The sequence below is a fragment of the Dyella sp. genome, assembly GCF_035503745.1.
Lineage (GTDB): Bacteria > Pseudomonadota > Gammaproteobacteria > Xanthomonadales > Rhodanobacteraceae > Dyella_B.
On sequence record NZ_DATJTC010000018.1, the window covers coordinates 65576 to 85282 of the forward strand.

Genomic DNA, 19707 nt, shown 5'->3' on the forward strand with positions numbered 1-19707 from the left:
CGCGCGGGCGGCCAAAGCCATCGTTGCGGGGCAAGCTTATTCGTCCGCGGCTTCCTCGTTTGCCGTCGAATCGCCCAGCAGTTGCTGGGTCTGCTCGCCAGGCATGGTTTCGACGTTGCGCAGCTTGCGTTCGATCGCGCGCGTGCGTACCGACGTGCTGTCCAGGTGCTTGCCGGCTTCTTCCAGTTTCTTGCGCACGGTGTCGAGCACGCCGCCGAATTTGCCGAATTCGTTTTTCACCGCCCCGAGCAATTGCCACACTTCGCTGCTGCGCTGCTGGATCGCCAGCGTGCGGAAGCCCATCTGCAGGCTGTTGAGCAGGGCGGCGAGGGTAGTGGGGCCGGCGATGGTGATGCGTTGTTCGCGTTGCAGGCTTTCGAACAGACCGGGACGACGGATGATTTCGGCGTAAAGGCCTTCGGTGGGCAGGAACAGGATGGCAAAGTCGGTGGTGGCGGGAGGCGCGATGTATTTGGCGCGGATGGTTTTGGCTTCCTCGCGCACGCGCCGCTCCAGCGCGGAGGCGGCGCGTTCGACGGCGTCGGCGTCGGCCTGCTGCTGGGCGTCGAGCAGGCGCTCGTAGTCTTCGCGTGGGAATTTGGCGTCGATCGGCAGCCAGACCTGGCTGTCGCGGTCGCTGCCGGGCAGGCGGATGGCAAATTCCACACGTTCGTCCGAGCCGGGCACGGTGGCGATGTTGGCGGCGTATTGCTCGGGCGTGAGCATTTGTTCGAGCAGGGCGGCCAGTTGCATTTCGCCCAGGATGCCGCGCGTCTTCACGTTGTTGAGCACGCGCTTGAGGTCGCCCACGCCGCTGGCCAGCGATTGCATTTCGCCCAGGCCACGCTGCACCGCTTCGAGGCGTTCGGAGACGAGCTGGAACGATTGGCCTAGCCGTGCCTCCAGCGTGGACTGGAGTTTTTCCTCGACCGTGGCGCGCATTTGTTCCAGCTTGGTGGCGTTGTCCTGCTGGATCGCGCCGAGCTTGGTTTCGAGCGTGGCGCGCACTTCGGCGAGGCGCTTTTCGTTGTCGGCGGCGATCGCGGTCAGGCGCTGCCGTTGTTGCTCGCCGAGCTGGGCGAGCTGGGCGGCGAGTTCCTCGCGGCCGCGGCGGGCGTCTTCGGTCAGGCGTTGGCTGAGCGCCTGCATGCTGGTGTCGGTGCGCTCGGTGAGTGCGTCCAGGCGCTGGCCGAATTGCTGCAAGGCCTGGCTGAGTTCGCCGCGGCCGGCGCGCTGTTCTTGTGCCATGGCTTCGCGCAGGTGGCGGTTGTCGTCTTTGAGGGCGTCCAGGCGCGCGTTCAGGCCGGCGTCGTGGTGGCCGCGCAGCAATGCGAACACCTGCATGATGAGCACGGCGACTAGCAGGATCAGCAGGATATCGAGCAGGGGCATGGGTGGTTCCGGTGGTGGCGCTGCACAGTGTACGCGTTGTCGTATCACTGCCTGAGATCGGGGTAGTATCGGCCCACCGCAACGCTTGCGCAGGTGCGCTTATGCACAAGCCGTACGCCCGGGGACGGTTGTTGGCCGCGTTGATCGCGCTGGTCGGCTGGCCTGGCCTTTTATTGCAGCTTTATCTGTCGATCCGGATGGTGCAGGCCCATGGCCGCACGGTGATGTACGGCCTGATGCTGTATCTGGGTTTCTTCACCGTGTTGACCAATATCCTTGCGGCTTTGGCGGTGACTTTGCCGTTGCTGGCGCCGCGTTCGGCGGCGGGACGCTTGTTCTCGCGGCAGGAGGCGATCGGCTGGGTGACGGCCAGCATCGTGTTTGTTGGCGTGGCGTATTACGTGCTGCTGCGCAAGCTGTGGTCGCCGCAAGGTTTGCAATGGCTGGCGGATGTGTCGATGCACTACGCGGTGCCGCTGCTGTTTCTGTTGTATAGCCTGACTGTGCTGCGCGGCGCGGCGTTGCGCTGGTGGGTGCCGTTGCGGTGGAGTCTTTATCCGGTGGCGTATTTTGCTTACGCGCTGGTGCGCGGTGCGGTGGTGGGCAGTTATCCGTATGCCTTCATCGACGCGGCGACGCTGGGCTATGCGGTGACGCTGCGCAACGCGTGCCTGCTGTGGGTGGCGTTTGTGGTGCTGGCCTATGCGCTGCTGTTGGGGTGGCGGTTCGCCGGGGCGCGTCAGTCGACCCGGCAGAACACCGCCTTGAGGTAGCGGCTTTCGGGCACGTCGGTACGCACCGGATGATCGGCGCCCGCGCCGCGCACTTCCAGGATCTGGATTTCGCGCTCGGCATTGAGCGCCACGCGGCGCAGCATTTCCAGGAAATCCGCTTCGCTGACCAGCCCCGTGCACGAGCAGGTCAACAGCAGGCCGCCGGGCGCGATGACGTCCAGCGCAAGGCGGTTCATGGCGAAGTATTTCTTCAGCGCATCGATCACCTTGCTGCGGTCGCGGGTGAGCTTGGCCGGGTCCAGGATCACCGCGTCGTAGCGTTCGCCGTCCGCGGCGGCCTGGCGCAGCCAGTCGAAAATGTCCGCTTGCTCGAAGCGTGCGGGCAGGTTGTTGGCTGCGGCGTTGGCGCGGGCGATCTCAAGAATGCCGCCGTCCATGTCCACGCCGGTGACTTCCGTGGCGCCCCCGGCCATGGCATGCACGGCAAAACCGCCGGCGTTGCAGCACAGGTCCAGCACGCGGCGGTCGCGCGCGAGTTCGGCGAAGCGGCGGCGGTTTTCGCGCTGGTCGGCGAAGAAGCCGGTCTTGTGGCCGTAGCCGGGCGCGGCATGGAAACGCAGGCCATGCTCGTGCACTTCGACGGGAGCGGGGGCTTCCATCTCGCGGCAATCGAACGATTCCTGCTTTTGCACGTGGCTCTCGGCGAACCAATACAGGCGCGCGCCGGGGAAATGGCGCAGCAGCGCGGCATGGATCGCATCGCGGAATTTCCACATGCCGGCGGCGAAGTATTCGATCACCAGGATGTCGGCGTAGCGGTCCACGATGAGGCCGGAGAGACCGTCGCCCTCGCTGTGCACCACGCGCCAGGCGTCGGTGGTGTCGTCCAGTTTCAGCACCTGGCGGCGCAAGGCCACGGCGCGGTCGATGCGCGCGGCGATCCAGCCGGCATCGATGGCCTCGCCGGCATCGTCCGTCAGCAGGCGTAGCGCGATGCGCGCGTGGCCGTTCCAGAAACCGCGCCCCGCAAAGCGGTATTTGGCATCCATCACGTCCACCACCGTGCCGGGCGGCAGGCGCGAAGGGGGCTTGTGCACCTGCGCCGACCACACCCAGGGGTGCCCCGGCGGGCGGTCGGATTTGAGGCGGATGACGGGCAGTTCGGTGAGTGTGGTCATCGGCCAATGATAACCGGCGTGTGGCAAAGCCTCGCGCTTTGGCTTGCTGTCACCGCCGAGGCACGTAGGGACGGCACAGGAATGTGCCGGGCTTTGAGGCGCGAGAAGACGGTTCGGATGGGGCCGTCCGCGCGAAAACCTGTATTTTCAGCTGGATATTGACCGCGACGTGCCGAGCCGGGATGGCCCCTGTTCCCAACCCTCTCCCGGGGGAGAGGGCGCAGCGCGGGTCAGCGCAGTTTGAGTATCAGCCAGGACAGCAGCGCCAGCAGGTTGACGCCCAGGCGCGAGGCCGAGGGGCCGCCGAAGGCCAGGGCAAAGCCGTAGCTGCCCAGGCGCCAGGCGAGGTCCGGGTGTACGGGTGTATGAAAGACCACCGATAAATTGACGAACGCCCCACAATGCAGCGCGTAGCTGAAGATCGGCGTGGCGATCAGCGGCAGTTGCAGCAGTTGGGCGATGCTGGAGAAGTGAATGCCGCGCTCGCTGTTTTCCAGCAGCAGCACGCCCGCGACCAGTACGAAGGCGTAGAGCGCGAAGGCGATCAGGCCGATCGCCGCCGTGCGCAACGGCCCAAGTTCGAGCAGGCGTGGCAGGATCGTGGCCATGCCGAAGAAGCCGCCGGCGATTTCCAGGATACCGATCAGTCGAAACAGGACTTGACGCATTCAACACCCCATCAAAAAAACATTATTCAAGTTTGTCGGCCTGCTCGTACAGGTCGGTGATGTGCTGTTCCCACCAACGCGGTTCGGCGGCGAAGGGGAACGCGGCGGGAAACGCCGGGTCTAGCCAGCGCGCGGCGATCCAGCCGGCATAATGCACTTGCCGCATGGCGCGCAGCGCGGGTACCAGGCCCAGTTCCGCGTGATCGAAGTCACGCATCGAAGCATAGCCTTCCAGCAGGGCGTCCATCGCGCGCTCGTCATGGGCGAGCATCCACAGATCCTGCACGGCCGGTCCCATGCGCGCGTCGTCCAGATCGACGAAGTGCGGGCCCGTATCGGTCCACAGTACGTTGCCCGGGTGGCAGTCGCCGTGCAGGCGCAGCTGGCGCACGGGACCGACCGCTTGAAGGCGTGCGGCGACGGCGCGGTCCACGCATTCGATCGCGCTGCGGTAGCGATCGGCCAGGGCGGCCGGCAGCAGCGTGGAAGCGAGCACTGCGCGCATCGGCTGCGCGATCAAGGTATCGCGGTCGAGCTGGCCGCGGTGTGCGAATGCCGAGCGCGCACCGACGCCGTGGATGCGCGCGATCAGGCGCCCCAGCCACTCCAGTTGATCGGCCGATTCGAGCGACGGCGCGCGCCCGCCGTGCCGTGGCGTCAAGGCATAACGGAAGCCCTCGTGATGGCGCAGCGTGCGTCCGGCGAAGGCACGCGGCGCGACCACGGGCAGCTCGGCATCGGCCAGTTCCTGCGCGAAAGCATGTTCTTCCAGGATCGCCGCATCGCTCCAGCGGTGCGGACGATAGAATTTCGCCACGACGGGCGCATCGTCTTCCAGGCCCACCTGCCAGACGCGGTTTTCGTAACTGTTGAGTGCAAGCAGACGGCCGTCGGGCCACAGGCCGCAGGTGGTCACCGCGTCCAGGACCAGGTCGGGCGTCAGCCGTGCATAGGGTGTTTCGTGCGACATGGATCGGCGCGCCGCACGGATCAGCGCGCGCCGACCGCGCCGGCCGGCACCACGGCCATGGTCAGGCGCGAGATGCATACCAGTTTGCCCGCTTCGTCTTCGATGCGGATTTCCCACACTTGCGTGGAACGGCCGGTATGCAATGCGCGCGCCGTACCGGTGACCGTGCCGCTGTGCACGCCGCGCACATGGTTGGCGTTGATGTCCAGCCCTACCGCGCGCTCCTTGGCCGGATCGAGGGTGAGCATCGCAGCCATGCTGCCCAGCGTCTCGGCCAGCGCCACCGAGGCGCCGCCGTGCAGCAGGCCGTAGGGCTGGTGCGTGCGGTGGTCCACCGGCATCGTGCCCTGCAACCAGTCATCGCCGATCGCCGTGATGCGGATGCCGATCGCTTCCAGCAGGGTGTTGGTACTCCAGCTGTTGATCTGCGTGAGGTCGACGTCCTGTTTCCAGATGCGCATAGGCGAATACTCGCTTGATACTCGTAAGGGAGGCCCGCATTGTCCGCTGACCACCCCAGCGGCGACAATGAGCCCGTGTTTACCGTAACCCTCCATAGTTCCGGGCGTCGTTTCGACGTAGAGCCTGGCCAGACCGTGCTGGAAGCCGCGCAGCGCGCCGGTATCGCGTTGCCGTATTCGTGCCGCGCGGGCGTGTGCGGCAGTTGCAAGGCATCGCTGCTGGAAGGGCACTGCGAGTATCCGCGCAATCCGCCGACGGCGCTGAACGTGCACGACCGCGCGTGCCGCGCCGTGCTGCTGTGCCAGGCCGTGCCCGCCAGCGACCTGCGGGTGGCGGTACGCGAGGTCACCTCGGTGGAGGACATCGCGCGTCGCCGGCTGGATGTGCGGGTCAGCCGCAAGTGGCAGCTCGCGCCCGACGTCATTGGCCTTCATCTGCAACCGGTGCCGGGCGAACCGCGCTTGAACTGGCTGCCGGGCCAGTACCTGGATGTGCTGCTCGACGAAGGCCGGCGCCGTCCGTTTTCGATCGCCAACGGGCCGCAGCCGGAAGGCACGATCGAATTGCACGTACGCCACGTCGCGGGCGGCGGTTTCACCTCGTGGGTCAGTGAGGTGCTGCAGGAAGGCGACACGCTGCGCATCGAAGCGCCGCTAGGCACCTTCGTGCCGCGCGAGGATTCGGAACGTCCCATTGTGTTCATGGCCGGCGGCACCGGTTTCGCGCCGGTGAAGGCGATCCTGGAACATTTCCTGGCGCTGGGCACGCGCCGTTCGATCGATGTGTATTGGGGTGCGCGCAGCGCTGCGGATCTGTACCAGCGCGCGCTGGGCGAGCAATGGGCGGCGTGCACGCCCGGCTTGCGTTTTCACGCGGTGGTATCGGATCCGGAGCAGGCGGCCCTGGCCGGCATGCGCGCCGGCCTGGTGCACGAGGCGGTGCTCGAAGACCACCCGGACCTCGCCGGCTTCGACGTCTACATGAGCGGGCCGCCCGCGATGATCGACGCGGGGCACAAGCTGTTTCTCGATGCCGGCCTGCCGGAAGACCGGCTGTATTACGACTCGTTCGATTATGCGCCGGACGTGCTGGCGCAGATCCTTGCCGGTCGGGCGGGCATCAGCGAAGCCTGATCAGTTGCGGCCTTTCGCGATGGGCAATTGCGCCTGCTGCCACGCCAGCACGCCGCCGCCCAGCGTATAGACGCGGGTGAAGCCGGCCTTGACCAGCCGCTGCGCGGCGCCGTCGGAACTGCGCCCGTCCTTGTCCATCACCACCACCGGCAGTTCGCGCGCCTTGGCGAGATCCTTGTTTTCCGGATCGAACTGGCTCATCGCCACGTGCTTGGCGCCCGGCACGTGCATCTTCTCGAAGTCGGCGCTGGCGGAAAGGTCGATCAGCAGCGGTGTGTCGCGGTTGATCAGCTGGGTCAGCCCGGCCGGGGTCAACTCGGTGAACTTGCGCATCATCAGCATGATCTGCACCACGATCAGCGCAATGATCAGGCCGGCGAACGGCAGCGACAGCTCCAGATGATGGCCCAGAAACTGGGGCAGCTTTTGCAGGAAATCGTTCATGGACTATCCACGGGCGCGGAGGGCCGCGCGGTTATGGGTAAACGCGCGATTATAGCCGCAACAGGCTTTAAGGATTGCCCCGATGAATGCTTCGCGGGCCTCACCCGTCCTGTCCGTTGCCAGGCCACGGGACTGTCGGCAAAGGCAGGCAGGCTGTGCAGACGGCGGGCTTGCTGGACATCATGCCGCCTGCGAAGCATTCACCAGGGCATCCTTAATTCTGTTGGGAGAGGTCCGGCATGCCGCTTTCAAGCCACCAGCGGTTCTGCTGGGGGTCGTAGCGCCACAACTGGTGCACGGTGATGGTCCGCACCGCCTGCGTATGCACGTTGGTCAGACCGATCTGCACGGTCTGGCGCACCTGGTTCTCGCCGGCCGGCACGGGGCCGTTGCCGTCGTCGTAGTCGTTGACCTGCACCTGCTTCCATCGCTCGCGGTCAAGGTCGGTCGGCGGATGCGCCTGGCGCACCTTGGGATCGACGAACTGCTCGGCCGCTTCAAAGCCATCGAAGCGCACGGCGTTGTTGTACTGGATCATGGTCAGGGTGAGCGCATCGGCGCGTTTGTCGGTGGCGCAACCGGACAGCGACAGCGCGATCGACAACAGGACGGGACCTACGATACGACGCATACGGCGAACCCCTCTGAGTCTTGTCCTATTGTGCCGTAGCCGCGCGACGCTTTGCCACGAACTGCGCCGCAAGTGTGGCGGCCGGCCGGCCCGGCTCGCCCGGCACGTGACAATCCACCGCAATGCGTGCGCGACCGCGCGCGGCCAGGGTGGCGAAGAAGGTGTCCCAGTCCGCCTCCTGGGCGCGCTGGGCCTGGGCCGTGAAATCGCTCCACACCGGGCTCAAGTAGCGCACGGTCGATTCGCCGACGTACACATCGCAATCCTCGCCGCGCTGGCGCAGCGCCAGCTCCACCAGGCCCCAGCCGGTCAGGGTCATCAGGCTGACGAGGCTGCCGCCGAAAGCGCAGCCCTTGTCGTTCACATTGGGTGCCAGCGGCGTGGCCAGGCACAGCCGTTCGCCGTCGTAGTCGCCCAGTGTCAGCGCCATCGCCCGGGCCAGCGGGATACCTTTGTGGATAAAGGCCACCAGGGCCTGGGCCGCAGCCGTGAGATCGGACTTGTTCATCGAGCGCCGTCGGGGGATGAGGGGAGCGGCAAGTGTAGAGGCTACACTGCGCGCTTGAGCCCTTGCCGACGGAATCTGGCGTGAGAGCGCAAACCCTACAACGCGATGGCGCGCTGGCCGGTTGCACCGTGGTGATCACGCGTCCCGCCGGGACCGGTTCGACGCTGGCGTGGCGCGTGCGCGCGTTGGGCGGGTTGCCCGTGCTGCTGCCGGGAATGTCCCTGCGCGCAGCGGCCGACCGCGATGCCGCGCGGGCGCAGTGGCAACAGGCGCAGCGCGACGAGGTGATGATTTTCAGCAGCCCCGCCGCGGTTCGCTATGCCCTGGCGCTGGCGCCCGTGGCGACGCGGGCGGGCATCGTCGCGGTGGGTCATGGCACCGCGCGGGCGTTGCATCGCCATGGCATTCAGGCTCAGGTGCCGGCCGTGCGGCAGGACAGCGAAGGCGTGCTTGAGCTGCCGTTGCTGCAGCGCGCGCGCGGCCTTCATGTCGCCTTGATTACCGCACCGGATGGGCGCGGCCTGCTGCAGCAGCAACTGGCCGCGCGCGGCGCCAGCGTGCGCGAGGTGCTCGTCTATCGACGGACGGCGCCACGCCTGGGGCGGCGCCACTTGCAGGCGGTGCAGGATCTGCCCGCGACGGCGTGCGTGCTGCTTTCCAGCGCCCAAGCACTGCAGCATCTGAAGACTCGGCTGCTGCCCGAAGCGTGGCGGCGGCTGTGCGCGGCCCAAGCCATCGCCAGCAGCGAGCGGATCGCCGAACAAGCCCGCGGCGCCGGCTTTGCGCGCATCCACGTGGCCCGTTCGGCCACCGCGGACGATCTGCTGGCCTGCGCCGCCGAGGTCCATTCACGCCTGTAGCACGAAGCGGACCGCTCAGGCTGCTAGCATGCGTGAATGAGCCAGGACGACCTCACCCCCGATCGCACCGCCGCGCCGACCGGCGCTCCCTCCGACACCGCGCGCCCCAGCCGGCCGCAGGCGCCGCCGCGTTCGAGCGGCGGCACGCTGGCGCTGGCCTTGCTGCTGGCGCTGATCGCCATCGTCGGGGTGGGCTACGTGGCCTGGCGGCAGGTCAAGCTTGTGCGTGTCAGCACAGTGGCCCTGCATACCACGACCGGCCTGGAACAGCGCGTCAACAACATGGACCATGCGCTCACCGGCACCGCCAGCCAGAGCGCGACGCTGCTGCAGCGCTTGAACGACGCCGACCAGATCAACCGTTCGCTGCGCGAAGAGCTGCTTTCGCAAGACCAGCGCATGCGCGATCTCGAAGAAGCGGTTGGCCGGCTATCGGAGAAAACGCTCTCCGGCCAGGATGCGATGCGCCTGGACGAAACCGAATCCCTGCTGCGCATGGGCAGCGAGCGCTACATGCTGTTCCACGACGCGCAGTCCGCCGCGCAAGCCTATGCACTGGCCGGCCAGTCGCTGGCGGCGGTGAACGACAACGCTTTCGACGGCGTGCGCCAGAGCATCGAAGCCGAACACGAAGCGCTGCTGAAAAGCCAGTCCGGCAATCGCGAACAATTGCTCGACAGCATCGTGCAATTGCGCGACGGCCTGGCGGCGCTGCCGCTGAAACCGCTCGACGAACCGGCCCCGAGCACCAACAACGGCGTGTGGGCGCGCATCGTTCGTGCGTTCAGCGGCGTGGTCAAGATCAGCCGCGACAACGGCGCGCCGATCGACATCGCCGATGCGCGCATCGCGCGCGAGCTGGTCGCGCTGGATCTGGCGCAGGCGCAGACCGCGCTGATTGCCTGGGATAACGATGCCTGCCTGGCCGCGCTCAAACGCGCCGACGCCGGCCTCGCCGGGCAGTTCGACGCGCAGGCGCCGGCGGTGCGGCAGGCGCGCGACCAGCTCGCGCTGATCGGCAACCAGCTCAAGCCGGCCATTCCCGTGCAGTTGGGCGGCGCATTGAGCGAACTGCGCAACCTGCGCGCGGTGCATGCGCTGAAGTCCGAACCGGATGACACAGCGGCACCCGGCGAGAAGAAACCATGAAGCTGTGGCGATGGATACTGTTGCTGGTAGTCATCGCCGCGCTCGCGGCGTTCTGCTGGCATTGGGTGGCCGAGGATCCGGGCTATGTGCTGGTGCGCTTGCGCGGCGTGACCGTGCAGACCAGCTTGCTGGCCGCGGTGGTGCTGCTGTTGGCCGCGTGGGTAGCGGCGGTCACGCTATGGCGTCTGGCGCGCTGGCCGTTCGGTGCGTTTTCGCGGCGCCATCGCAAGGTCAGCCAGCAGCGTCTGGCCGAAGGCCTGGTCGCTTTGATGGAAGGCCGCCACGGCGATGCCGAGCGCGATCTCAATCGCGCCTCGCGCCTGGGTACGTTGCGCGGGCCCGCCTTGCTGGCGGCGGCGGAGGCCTCTTCGCGCCGCGGCGAACACGCGCGTGCGCTGGAATCGCTGGATGAAGCCGCGCAGGTGGCGCCGCGCGCGGCGCGCGTGTTGCGCGCACGCGTACTGCGCCGCGACGGCAAGCCCGCCGAAGCACTGTCGTTGCTGATTCCCGAAGCCGACAACGGCAGCCTCAGCCCTGGCGGCTGGCGCGAATACGCGCTGGCGGCACTGGCCAGCGGCGACGTGCGCCGCGCGCGCGCCGCACTCGAACCGTTGCAGAAAAGCGGCGTGCTGGGCAGTCGCGGCTACGCCGCGCTGGAAACGCAGGTGCTGGTGGCCAGCCTCAACGCGTCTACCGACGGCGCCGTGCTCAACACGCTGTGGTCCCAGCTACCCAAGGCACAACGCCGCGCACCGGCGGTGATCGACGTCTATGCGCGCAAGGCTGCCGGCTACGGTTTGCTGCTGCCGGCGATGGACGAAGTGGAATCCGCGTTGCGGCGCGAATGGTCGCCGCAACTGGTGGAAACCTACAGCGTGCTCGCGGGCGACGATCTCGACGCCCGCCTGCGCCGGGCCGAAGGCTGGCTGGATGGCCACCCCAACGATGCCAGCCTGCTACTGGCGCTGGGCCGCATGTGCGTGCGCATGAACCTGGCCGGCAAGGCACGCCAATACCTGGAGCGCTCGCTGGCGCTGGTACCCAGCGCGAATGCGTGGGAAGCCCTCGGCGACCTGTATACCAACCAGAGCGATGCCGCGCTGGCGCAGCGCTGCTATCGCAACGCCATCGCACTGGCGCGTGGCGATGCCACCGAGCCGCTGCCAGCCGCGCCCATCGTCGGCGGCCGCGTGGATACCCGGCCGGTCGCGATCGAAGAGCGCGATTCGCACGGCGTGCCACGTTTGCGCGAATAGTTGCCGCTGGATCGAAGCAGCCCTTGCGCGGCAGGGAGCCGTGCAGGTTCAGGACCCGTTCGGTAAAAACCGATAACCCACGCCCGGCTCGGTTTTCAGCCAGCGGGGCGTGGCCGGGTCGTCGCCGAGTTTCTGGCGCAGCTTGCCCAGCACGATACGCAGGTAATGCGTGTCCTGCACGTGCGTGCCGCCCCAGATGTCGCGCAGCAGCTGTTGCTGGCTGACCACGCGTCCGGCGTGGCGCACCAGCATGGCCAGCACGGCGTATTCCTTTCGCGTGAGCGAGAGCTGCACGCCATCGAGAAACACTTCGCGCCGGCCCAGGTCGATCTGCAGGTGGCCATCGTCGTAGCGCGGCGGCGCATCGCCGCTGCCTATGCGATTGCGCAGCAGTGCGCGCAGGCGCGCCATCAGCTCCTGGATACCGAAGGGCTTGGTCATGTAGTCGTTGGCGCCCGCGTCCAGGGCTTTGACTTTTTCATTTTCGGTGTCGCGCACGGATAGCATCAGCACCGGCACCTGGGTCCACTGGCGAAGTTCGGTCAGCACTTCGTGGCCTTCGCGGTCGGGTAGGCCGATGTCCAGGATCACCAGGTCGGGATTGCGCGTGGCCGCCAGCGCCAAACCTTCCGCGGCGTTGGCGGCGAGCAGTACCTCGTAGCCTTCGGCGCGCAGGCCGATGTCGAGGAACTTGCGGATCTGCGCCTCGTCATCGACGACCAGTACGCAGGGAGTGGCGGCGCTCATGGGGCAGGCGGGTTGGGCAGCGGAAGGCTGATGCGAATGGTGGTGCCAACGCCTTCGCCGGGCAAGGCTTCCACGCTGCCGCCGTGGGCGCCGATCATGCCGCGGCAGATCGCCAGCCCCAGGCCCGTGCCCTGCGGCGCGCGGTCGCCGCGGGCCACTGAATAGAACATGTCGAAGATGCGTGCGCGTTCCTCTTCGGGAATGCCGGGGCCGCGGTCGGTCACGTCCAGGAACAGGCGGTCGCCGGCCACGCGCACCAGCACGCGCACGGCGTCGCCCGGTGGCGAGAAGCGCGCGGCGTTTTCCAGGATGTTGAACAGCGCCTGCTCGATCAATGCCGGATGCACGAATAGCAGCACCGTTTCCTGCGGCAGGATCGTGTCCACGCGCAGTTCGGGAAACAGCTTGCGCAGGCGCGTGACGGCCGAGGCCACGATCTCGGCCGCGTCGGTCCAGTCGCGGTTGAGCTTGAGCGTGCCATGGCCCAGGCGCGTCATGTCCAGCAGGTTCTGGATGTAGCGATCCAGGCGCTGACCTTCGCCGAGGATCGCGCCGAGCAGTTCTTTGCGTTCATCCGCCGGCAGCTGTTCCCAGTAATCGGAAAGCGTGCCGGCCGAGCCGATCATCGACGCCAGCGGCGAGCGCAGGTCGTGCGACACCGAGGATAGCAGCGCATTGCGCAGGCGCTCGGTTTCGCCTTGGACGCGCGCGCCCTCCAGTTCCGACGCGAGCCGCGCGCGCTCCAGTGCCTGGCCGATGTCCTGCACCATCGCCAGGGCGAGGCTGCGCTGATCGATGTCCGGCGAGACGTTGTTGTCGAAACGCAGCGCCGCCACGCCAAGGCGATGTTCCTCGGTGCCCAGCGGCAGCATCCAGCAGCGCGCGGCGTTGAGGGTGTCGGTGTAGCGGCCGGCGGGCTCGGCGTGCTGTTCGCACCATTCGGCGGCGGCGAAATCCTGCGTGGTCAAGCTCAGCGTGCGCGAGCTGTTCGCGGCGATCTGCAGGCGATGTTCGACATCGCGCGCCAGTATGGCCACTTCGCACCGCAGCACGTGCGACAGCGCCGAGGCCCCCACTTGGTTGATGCCATCGGCATCCGCGCTGGCCGAAAGGCGCTGTCCCAGCGTCAACAGCGCATGCGAATATTCATGCGCGGCGCGCAGCGATTCCACCTGGCTGGCAAGCCGCGTGGCCAGGCGGCTGCAGATCAGCGCGACCAGCAGGAACAGCGTCACCGCCAGCACGTCGTCGGAACTGGCGATGGCCAGCGTGTAACGCGGCGGCGTGAAGAAGAAGTTGTAGCCAAGAAAGCACAGCACGGCCGTATACACCGATACCGCCATGCGCGTGCGCACCGCCACGGTCATCACGGCGGTCAGGAAAATCAGCCCGAGATTGGCCACCGACAGATAGCGGTCGGCGACGAACGCCAGCGCCAAGGCGAGGATGGTGACGACGCTGGCGAAGATATATTCGTCGCGCCGTCCGTAGATCGGCATCAGGCGCAGCCGCCGGCGCGCGCGCACGCGTTCGGTGGGCGTGGCGATGATGGTCAGTTCCAGATGCGCGCCGCGCCGCAGCAGTTGCTGTGTCAGCGAACGGCCGAGCATGCGCGCAAACAAACGTTCGCGCGTGCGCCCCAGGATGATCTGGCCGACGCCTTCGCGATCGGCATGTACCAGCAATTCATCGGCGATGGCGTGGCCGCGCAGCACCGTGGCCTCGCCGCCGAGGCGGCGCGCCAGGCGCATGGCCGCGTCGATGCGTTCGCGCCGCGCGTTGTCCAGCTGGGCACCGGTATCGACGAACACCACGCTCCACGGCGCGCTGCGGCGTTCGGCGATGCGGCGCGCAATGCGCACCAGGTACTCGCTTTGCGCATGGCCGTCGATGGCGGCCAGCACGCGCCGGCGCACCGGCATCTTGCCGCCGCGCGCCAGCATGTGTTCGCGCAGGTCGCTGTCGACGTGGCTGGCGACGGTGTCCACCGCCAGCTCGCGTAGCGCGGCCAGGTTGGTGGGCGAGAAGAACGCTTCCAAGGCGGCGGCAGCGGTTTCCGGCACGTAGACCTTGCCTTGCCGCAGGCGCTCGATCAGCTCGCGCGGCGGTAAATCCACCAGCACGATATCGCGCGCGCGGTCGAGGAACGCATCGGGCACCGTCTCGCGCACCGTCACGCCGGTGATGCGCCGCACCTGGTCGTTGAGGCTTTCCAGATGCTGCACGTTGAGCGCGCTGTAAACTTCGATGCCCGCGTCGAGCACTTCGGTGATGTCCTGCCAGCGCCGCTCATGGCGGCTGCCGGGCACGTTGCGATGCGCCAGTTCGTCGACCAGCAGAATGTCCGGGTGTCGCGCCAGCGCGGCATCGACGTCGAATTCGGTGAATGGGCGGCCTTGATAGGTCAGCGTGCGGCGCGGCAGCACTTCGAGGCCTTCCAGCAACGCGGCGGTCTCGGCGCGGCCGTGGGTTTCCACCAGGCCGACCACGACGTCCACGCCCTGGCGCTTAAGCTCGCGCGCGGCCGACAGCATGGCGTAGGTCTTGCCCACGCCAGGCGCGGCGCCGAGGAAAACCTTCAGGCGCCGGTGGCTTTCTTCCTGCACCACGTCGAGCAGGGCATCGGCGCGTGCGTCGCGGGAGGTGTCGGTCATGTGGGCATCATAAGGCGTATGTTTACTCCCTTGCCGTAGCACTCCATCCACTGCGCGCAATAGGGGCGGATGGGTGATGGGTGAAGCTTTCGAGCGTTGCGCAAGCGCGCGCTACCCCACCCCTATTCTCGCCTGCACGCAAGGGGCAGGGCAGAAGCATTACTTGCCCTGCAACCCATCCAACGCCAGATTCAACTGCAGCACATTCACGCGTGGCTCTCCAAGCAAGCCCCATTGCCGCCCCTGCGTAAATTGCGCCACCAGCGCCCGCACCTGCGCAACGTCCAGCCGGCGCACGCGCGCTACGCGTGCGATCTGATACTGCGCGGCGGCGGGGCTGATCTGCGGGTCCAGACCGCTGCCCGAGGCCGTCACCAGATCCACCGGCACCGGCGCGGTATTGCCCGGGTCGGCCTTGCGCAACGCATCGATGCGCTGCTGCACCGCATCGCGCAACGCGGGGTTGGTCGGGCCCAGATTGGAACCGTTGGACGCCGTGCCGTTATCCGGCTGCGGCGTCGTGGCGGACGGGCGGCCCCAGAAATAGCGGGGGTCGTCGAACCACTGGCCGATCAGCTGCGAACCGATCGGCTTGCCGTTTCTCTCGATCAGGCTGCCATTGGCCTGATGCGGAAACAGTATCTGCGCCACGCCCGTGGCGACCAGCGGGTAGGCGATGCCGGCGATGAAGGTCATCACCAGCAACATCGATACGGCATTGCGAATTAACCTGCTCATGGCATCAGTACCAGTTGGGAAATCAAAGAAACTAACGGACCATCAGCACCGTCTGGCCAATAGCGCGCTGCTCAAAAATGAAAGATGACGTCGCCAGACAGAATTGTCTCGTGTGACTTGTTCGGAGGAATGCCGGCATTTGAGTTTCCGTTGAATGCCTTGCCGTCCAAAGAATGGTACGTAGCGATTTCCGGCCGTACTTCGAGTTGCGGCGAGAACCAGTGTTGCCAACCAATCGCGAAGTTCACATAACGCGTTGCCACGCCGGTGCGTTGGCCATTCTTGTCCCAGTAGTACTCGGGACGGAACGAAAAGTTGTTCAACGGATCGGGGCTGTAGTTGAAATAGGCCACGGTAGCCAGCGTGCTGGCCCTGCACGTCAACTCCGCGGCGCTGCGGCAGATGGCCAGGTCGGGGGCGTTGTAGGGGATGAATCGTGGCGAGAACGGTGCTCCCCCGTTGGCATAGATGGTTTGCACGTCGCTATTGAGCGCGTTGGGAACGCGGTTCTCATAGAGGTCATAGGCCTCATAAGAAACATGCCAATGCGGATCGAACGTATGGTAGAACGTAAAGCCATACCACTGCAGATTATTGTAACCGTATCTTCCCGAGTTGATGGCATCGGCGCATGGCATGATGGCGCTCCTGCCATCATCGGTGAGATAGCGAACGCATGCCGACACCGACGGCATGGCGCCGGGATCCTTCTTGAAGGTCGCGTTCGGATAGAGCGGGTTGTATCCAATCTGGCCAGGACCGGTGCCCGGGACGTTCGGGTAGGGGTTGTCCCACGTCTCATTCAAGTGCGTTGGAAACGCCTCGGTACCGTCCGTTACGCCCAGTAGCACGGTCCAGTTCTTGTTGACGGCTACGGTACCTTCCAGGCCCGTGTTGGTGTAGTTATCGAACGAATAAGCCATCGAATGCGTGTACATGTAGTTGTTTGGTGCGAGCTGCGCCTCGATATCCGGTATGGAAATAAAGCGCCCGAAACGCAGCATCAGACCGTCGGCGACCCAGGGAATGTAGATTTCGCCATACACCATCGGGAAGTCGTAGCCATTGACCTTGTTTTCGTCCAGCAATTGGTAGCTGGCCAAACCATAGGACGTGGTGTAGCGATAGTTTTCGCCATACAACACTGAAATGCGCAAGCCCCAATCGATGTGATCGGTCTGAACCGTGTCCGGGAAACGATCCAGATACAGCACAAATTGGTCAAATTCCAACGTATTGGGCGTATACGCATACGCCGCCGGCGCGTTGCCACCGGGCTTGGTCGTACTCGTGCTCAGGTTGCCGCCACCATTGACCCAGCCATAGAGCTGCAAGTTGTTCCCAGTGAGCCATTGGCCGAATGAAGTGTTTGCCAGTGCCGTCATCAACGGACTGTCGACTGAATTGGGGCGCGTTACGCCCAGCGGCGTGGTCCCGCCATAGGGCCACTCGGTAAACGGCATCGGCGGGGTTGTCTGCGCGGCTGCCGGCCAATCCGCCCGCCTCGCGGCAGGTGCTTTGGGGTCTGTGGGAGGCGCTGGCTGGTGCCACTCGAGTTTGTAGTAGTTTGCTATGCGTTCCCAGAAGCCAGTTCCCAGGTAGTCATTAAGGCAATCGAAGTTCTTGTAGGGGTCGCAATCGCCGCGGTTATCGCGAGCAGGTGCCGAAGATACCGCTGACGGGGGAGGCGCCAATGGCGGCGCAGCCGCTATATCCGTGCCGCCCGCGGCAGCGGTCGCCGCCACCGCATGCCCGGTGGGAATCATTGCCAGTAAAACAGCACAGGCCAGTGTTTTCTTGTACTGCATGAGTTGTCCTTGCACTCCGGCTTTTACCGGATTTTCTTCAATTGAGATGGTTAATGGAGATGGCCTGAAGCGGCTATCAGATACCGGCGTAACCGCCAAGGGCGTATTCGTCTTCTGTTGTCATTGGCGCTTCGGGCGCCGCATTTAACTTGGGTTGGCGGCGCACTGGCAGCTCAATCACTACATCGCAGTCCGGATCATTCGACGAGACACGCAATGGCATTTGCGAATGGTCTGCATCGGGCAGCGACACGGATAACATCAGGGTTTGCATGACAACGCCTCCTCAGGCGAGACCAAACAGCACAAGCAGCATGTCGATCAACTTGATGCCCACGAACGGCACGACGATGCCGCCCAGGCCGTACACCAGCAGATTGCGCCGCAGCAGCGCGCCGGCGCCGAGCGCACGGTATTTCACGCCCTTGAGCGCCAGCGGAATCAGGAAGATGATGATCAACGCATTGAAGATCACCGCCGACAGGATCGCGCTTTGCGGCGTGGCCAGCTTCATCACGTTCAGCGCATTGAGCGCCGGATAGGTGGTGGCGAACGCGGCCGGAATGATCGCGAAGTACTTGGCCACGTCGTTGGCGATCGAGAAGGTGGTGAGCGAGCCGCGCGTGATCAGCATCTGCTTGCCGATCTCCACCACTTCGATCAACTTGGTGGGGTTGGAATCCAGATCCACCATGTTGCCCGCTTCCTTCGCCGCCTGCGTGCCGGTGTTCATCGCCACCGCCACGTCGGCCTGCGCGAGTGCCGGCGCATCGTTGGTGCCATCGCCGCACATCGCCACCAGGCGGCTTTGCGACTGCATGCTGCGGATCAGCTTGAGCTTGGCTTCGGGCGTGGCTTCGGCGAGGAAATCGTCCACGCCCGCCTCGGCGGCGATGGCCGCGGCCGTGAGCGGGTTGTCGCCGGTCACCATGACCGTCTTGATGCCCATGCGGCGCAGCTCCGCGAAACGCTCCTTGATGCCGCCCTTGACGATGTCCTTCAGTTCGATCACGCCCAGCGCGCGATCGCCTTCGGTGACGATCAGCGGCGTGGCGCCGCGGCGCGCGATGTCCTGGGCCATGCGTTTGACCGCCGGCGGCAGGTGGCTGCCGATACCGTCGAGATAGCGTTCCACCGCATCCAGCGCGCCTTTGCGGATGTGGCGCTCGCCCATGTTGACGCCGCTCATGCGCGTCTGCGCGGTGAACGGTACAAACTCGGCGTGCAGCGATTCCAGTTCGCGTTCGCGCAGGCCGAACTTCTCCTTGGCCAGCACGACCACGCTGCGGCCTTCGGGTGTTTCGTCGGCCAGCGAGGCGAGCTGCGCGGTGTCGGCCAGCGTGCGTTCCTCGATGCCCGGTGCCGGATGAAACGCCACGGCCTGGCGGTTGCCGAGCGTGATGGTGCCGGTCTTGTCCAGCAGCAGCACGTCCACGTCGCCGGCCGCTTCCACCGCGCGGCCGGAGGTGGCGATGACGTTGGCGCGGATCATGCGATCCATGCCGGCGATGCCGATCGCCGACAGCAGCGCACCGATCGTGGTGGGAATGAGGCACACCAGCAATGCGATCAGCACGGTCAGCGTAATCGGATGGCCGGTACCGGCGACCCTCGCGCTGTAGATGGAATACGGCAGCAGCGTGGCGCAGGCGAGCAGAAAGATCAGCGTGAACTTCGCCAGCAGAATGGTCAGCGCGATTTCGTTTGGGGTCTTGCGGCGCGCGGCGCCTTCCACCATCGCGATCATGCGGTCCAGGAAGCTTTCGCCTGGGTTCTTGGTGATGCGCACCACCAGCCAGTCCGACAGCACACGCGTGCCGCCGGTCACCGCACTGCGATCGCCACCGCCCTCACGGATCACCGGCGCCGATTCGCCGGTGATTGCGCTTTCATCGACGCTGGCCGCGCCAAGCAGCACCTCACCGTCGCCGGGAATCTGCTCGTTCGCTTCCACCAGCACGTAGTGGCCGGTGCGCAGTTCGCTCGATGGCGTGAACACGATGTCGGCCTCGCGCCTGGGCTCGGCCAGCTTCTTGGCGATGACGTCCTTGCGCGAACTGCGCAACGCGGCAGCCTGCGCCTTGCCGCGGCCTTCGGCCAGGGCTTCGGCGAAGTTGGCAAACAGCAGCGTGAACCACAACCAGATGGACACCCAGAAAATAAAGCCGGTCGGCGCTTCGCCGTGGCCGGCGAGCGCCTGCACCCATAGCAGGGTGGTAAGCACACTGCAGACAAACACCACAAACATCACCGGATTGCGAAACTGCAAGCGCGGCGATAGCTTGCCGAATGCATCGGCGATGGCCTTCCAGATCAGCTCGCGGTCGAAGCTGCGAACGGCGTGTGTATGCGAAGTCATGGAATCAGCATTCCTA

At 65.9% G+C, this 19707-nt stretch carries 19 protein-coding genes; 5 read left to right on the forward strand and 14 right to left on the reverse strand.

The annotated features are described in order from the left end of the window. Positions 1 to 36: 36 nt before the first annotated feature. Entirely contained in the window at positions 37 to 1392 is a 1356-nt protein-coding gene (gene rmuC / locus VME63_RS07005; RefSeq protein ID WP_325431665.1) for a DNA recombination protein RmuC, read from the reverse strand. A 101-nt stretch (positions 1393 to 1493) separates the two neighbouring features. Here rmuC and VME63_RS07010 point away from each other — a divergent pair, with 101 nt between their 5' ends. Next, complete coding sequence (locus VME63_RS07010; protein WP_325431667.1) at positions 1494 to 2165, forward strand: Pr6Pr family membrane protein; 672 nt, start codon at positions 1494 to 1496, stop codon at positions 2163 to 2165. On the opposite strand, the gene VME63_RS07015 is transcribed toward VME63_RS07010, so the two are convergent. The 4 genes from VME63_RS07015 to VME63_RS07030 form a co-directional block, all read right to left on the reverse strand. Further along, positions 2132 to 3304, reverse strand: a complete 1173-nt coding sequence (locus tag VME63_RS07015) for a class I SAM-dependent rRNA methyltransferase (protein WP_325431669.1) — start codon at positions 3302 to 3304, stop codon at positions 2132 to 2134. The genes VME63_RS07010 and VME63_RS07015 overlap by 34 nt on opposite strands. Before the next feature lie 230 nt (positions 3305 to 3534). Beyond that, positions 3535 to 3972 carry a hypothetical protein gene (locus tag VME63_RS07020; protein ID WP_325431671.1) on the reverse strand — a complete coding sequence of 146 codons (438 nt, stop codon included), beginning with the start codon at positions 3970 to 3972 and terminating at the stop codon, positions 3535 to 3537. Between the two features lie 22 nt (positions 3973 to 3994). Further along, complete coding sequence (locus VME63_RS07025; protein ID WP_325431673.1) at positions 3995 to 4942, reverse strand: serine/threonine protein kinase; 948 nt, start codon at positions 4940 to 4942, stop codon at positions 3995 to 3997. Between the two features lie 20 nt (positions 4943 to 4962). After that, complete coding sequence (locus VME63_RS07030; protein ID WP_325431675.1) at positions 4963 to 5403, reverse strand: hotdog fold thioesterase; 441 nt, start codon at positions 5401 to 5403, stop codon at positions 4963 to 4965. A gap of 39 nt (positions 5404 to 5442) precedes the next feature. Here VME63_RS07030 and VME63_RS07035 point away from each other — a divergent pair, with 39 nt between their 5' ends. Next, positions 5443 to 6537: a 2Fe-2S iron-sulfur cluster-binding protein gene (locus VME63_RS07035; RefSeq protein WP_414648217.1), complete on the forward strand. Its 1095-nt coding sequence runs from the start codon at positions 5443 to 5445 to the stop codon at positions 6535 to 6537. Here the strand turns inward: VME63_RS07035 and VME63_RS07040 are convergent, their stop codons facing one another. The 3 genes from VME63_RS07040 to VME63_RS07050 form a co-directional block, all read right to left on the reverse strand. Further along, positions 6538 to 6981: a rhodanese-like domain-containing protein gene (locus tag VME63_RS07040; RefSeq protein ID WP_325431677.1), complete on the reverse strand. Its 444-nt coding sequence runs from the start codon at positions 6979 to 6981 to the stop codon at positions 6538 to 6540. Between the two features lie 214 nt (positions 6982 to 7195). After that, on the reverse strand, positions 7196 to 7612 hold the full coding sequence (locus tag VME63_RS07045; RefSeq protein WP_325431679.1) for a hypothetical protein: 417 nt from the start codon (positions 7610 to 7612) through the stop codon (positions 7196 to 7198). Positions 7613 to 7637: 25 nt separating this feature from the next. Beyond that, positions 7638 to 8120: a YiiD C-terminal domain-containing protein gene (locus VME63_RS07050; protein WP_325431680.1), complete on the reverse strand. Its 483-nt coding sequence runs from the start codon at positions 8118 to 8120 to the stop codon at positions 7638 to 7640. Between the two features lie 80 nt (positions 8121 to 8200). Between VME63_RS07050 and VME63_RS07055 the strand changes: the two genes are divergently transcribed. Genes VME63_RS07055 through VME63_RS07065 form a run of 3 tightly spaced genes read left to right on the forward strand, consistent with a single transcriptional unit; the run spans position 8201 to position 11385 of the window. After that, positions 8201 to 8980 carry a uroporphyrinogen-III synthase gene (locus tag VME63_RS07055; RefSeq protein ID WP_325431682.1) on the forward strand — a complete coding sequence of 260 codons (780 nt, stop codon included), beginning with the start codon at positions 8201 to 8203 and terminating at the stop codon, positions 8978 to 8980. Between the two features lie 36 nt (positions 8981 to 9016). After that, positions 9017 to 10129: a uroporphyrinogen-III C-methyltransferase gene (locus tag VME63_RS07060; protein ID WP_325431684.1), complete on the forward strand. Its 1113-nt coding sequence runs from the start codon at positions 9017 to 9019 to the stop codon at positions 10127 to 10129. Then, the gene (locus VME63_RS07065; protein WP_325431686.1) at positions 10126 to 11385 is read left to right on the forward strand and encodes a heme biosynthesis protein HemY; all 1260 of its coding nucleotides are present in this window, start codon (positions 10126 to 10128) and stop codon (positions 11383 to 11385) included. Before VME63_RS07060 ends, VME63_RS07065 begins: the two co-directional genes overlap by 4 nt. Before the next feature lie 48 nt (positions 11386 to 11433). Here the strand turns inward: VME63_RS07065 and VME63_RS07070 are convergent, their stop codons facing one another. The 6 genes from VME63_RS07070 to kdpB all read right to left on the reverse strand — a co-directional run bounded on the left by VME63_RS07070 (position 11434) and on the right by kdpB (position 19691). Continuing rightward, positions 11434 to 12132 (reverse strand): response regulator transcription factor, encoded by a 699-nt coding sequence (locus tag VME63_RS07070; protein ID WP_325431688.1) that lies wholly within the window; start codon positions 12130 to 12132, stop codon positions 11434 to 11436. After that, entirely contained in the window at positions 12129 to 14786 is a 2658-nt protein-coding gene (locus VME63_RS07075) for a sensor histidine kinase KdpD (RefSeq protein WP_325431690.1), read from the reverse strand. Before VME63_RS07075 ends, VME63_RS07070 begins: the two co-directional genes overlap by 4 nt. Positions 14787 to 14945: 159 nt before the next feature. Continuing rightward, positions 14946 to 15524, reverse strand: coding sequence for a potassium-transporting ATPase subunit KdpC (gene kdpC, locus VME63_RS07080; protein ID WP_325431692.1), 579 nt, complete (start codon positions 15522 to 15524; stop codon positions 14946 to 14948). 71 nt (positions 15525 to 15595) lie between these two features. Continuing rightward, positions 15596 to 17332, reverse strand: coding sequence for an outer membrane beta-barrel protein (locus VME63_RS07085; RefSeq protein WP_325431694.1), 1737 nt, complete (start codon positions 17330 to 17332; stop codon positions 15596 to 15598). A 76-nt stretch (positions 17333 to 17408) separates the two neighbouring features. Continuing rightward, a complete protein-coding gene (locus VME63_RS07090) occupies positions 17409 to 17606 on the reverse strand; it encodes a hypothetical protein (RefSeq protein ID WP_325431696.1) in 198 nt (65 codons plus the stop codon). Positions 17607 to 17618: 12 nt separating this feature from the next. Continuing rightward, on the reverse strand, positions 17619 to 19691 hold the full coding sequence (kdpB, locus tag VME63_RS07095) for a potassium-transporting ATPase subunit KdpB (RefSeq protein WP_325431698.1): 2073 nt from the start codon (positions 19689 to 19691) through the stop codon (positions 17619 to 17621). Positions 19692 to 19707: the final 16 nt, after the last annotated feature.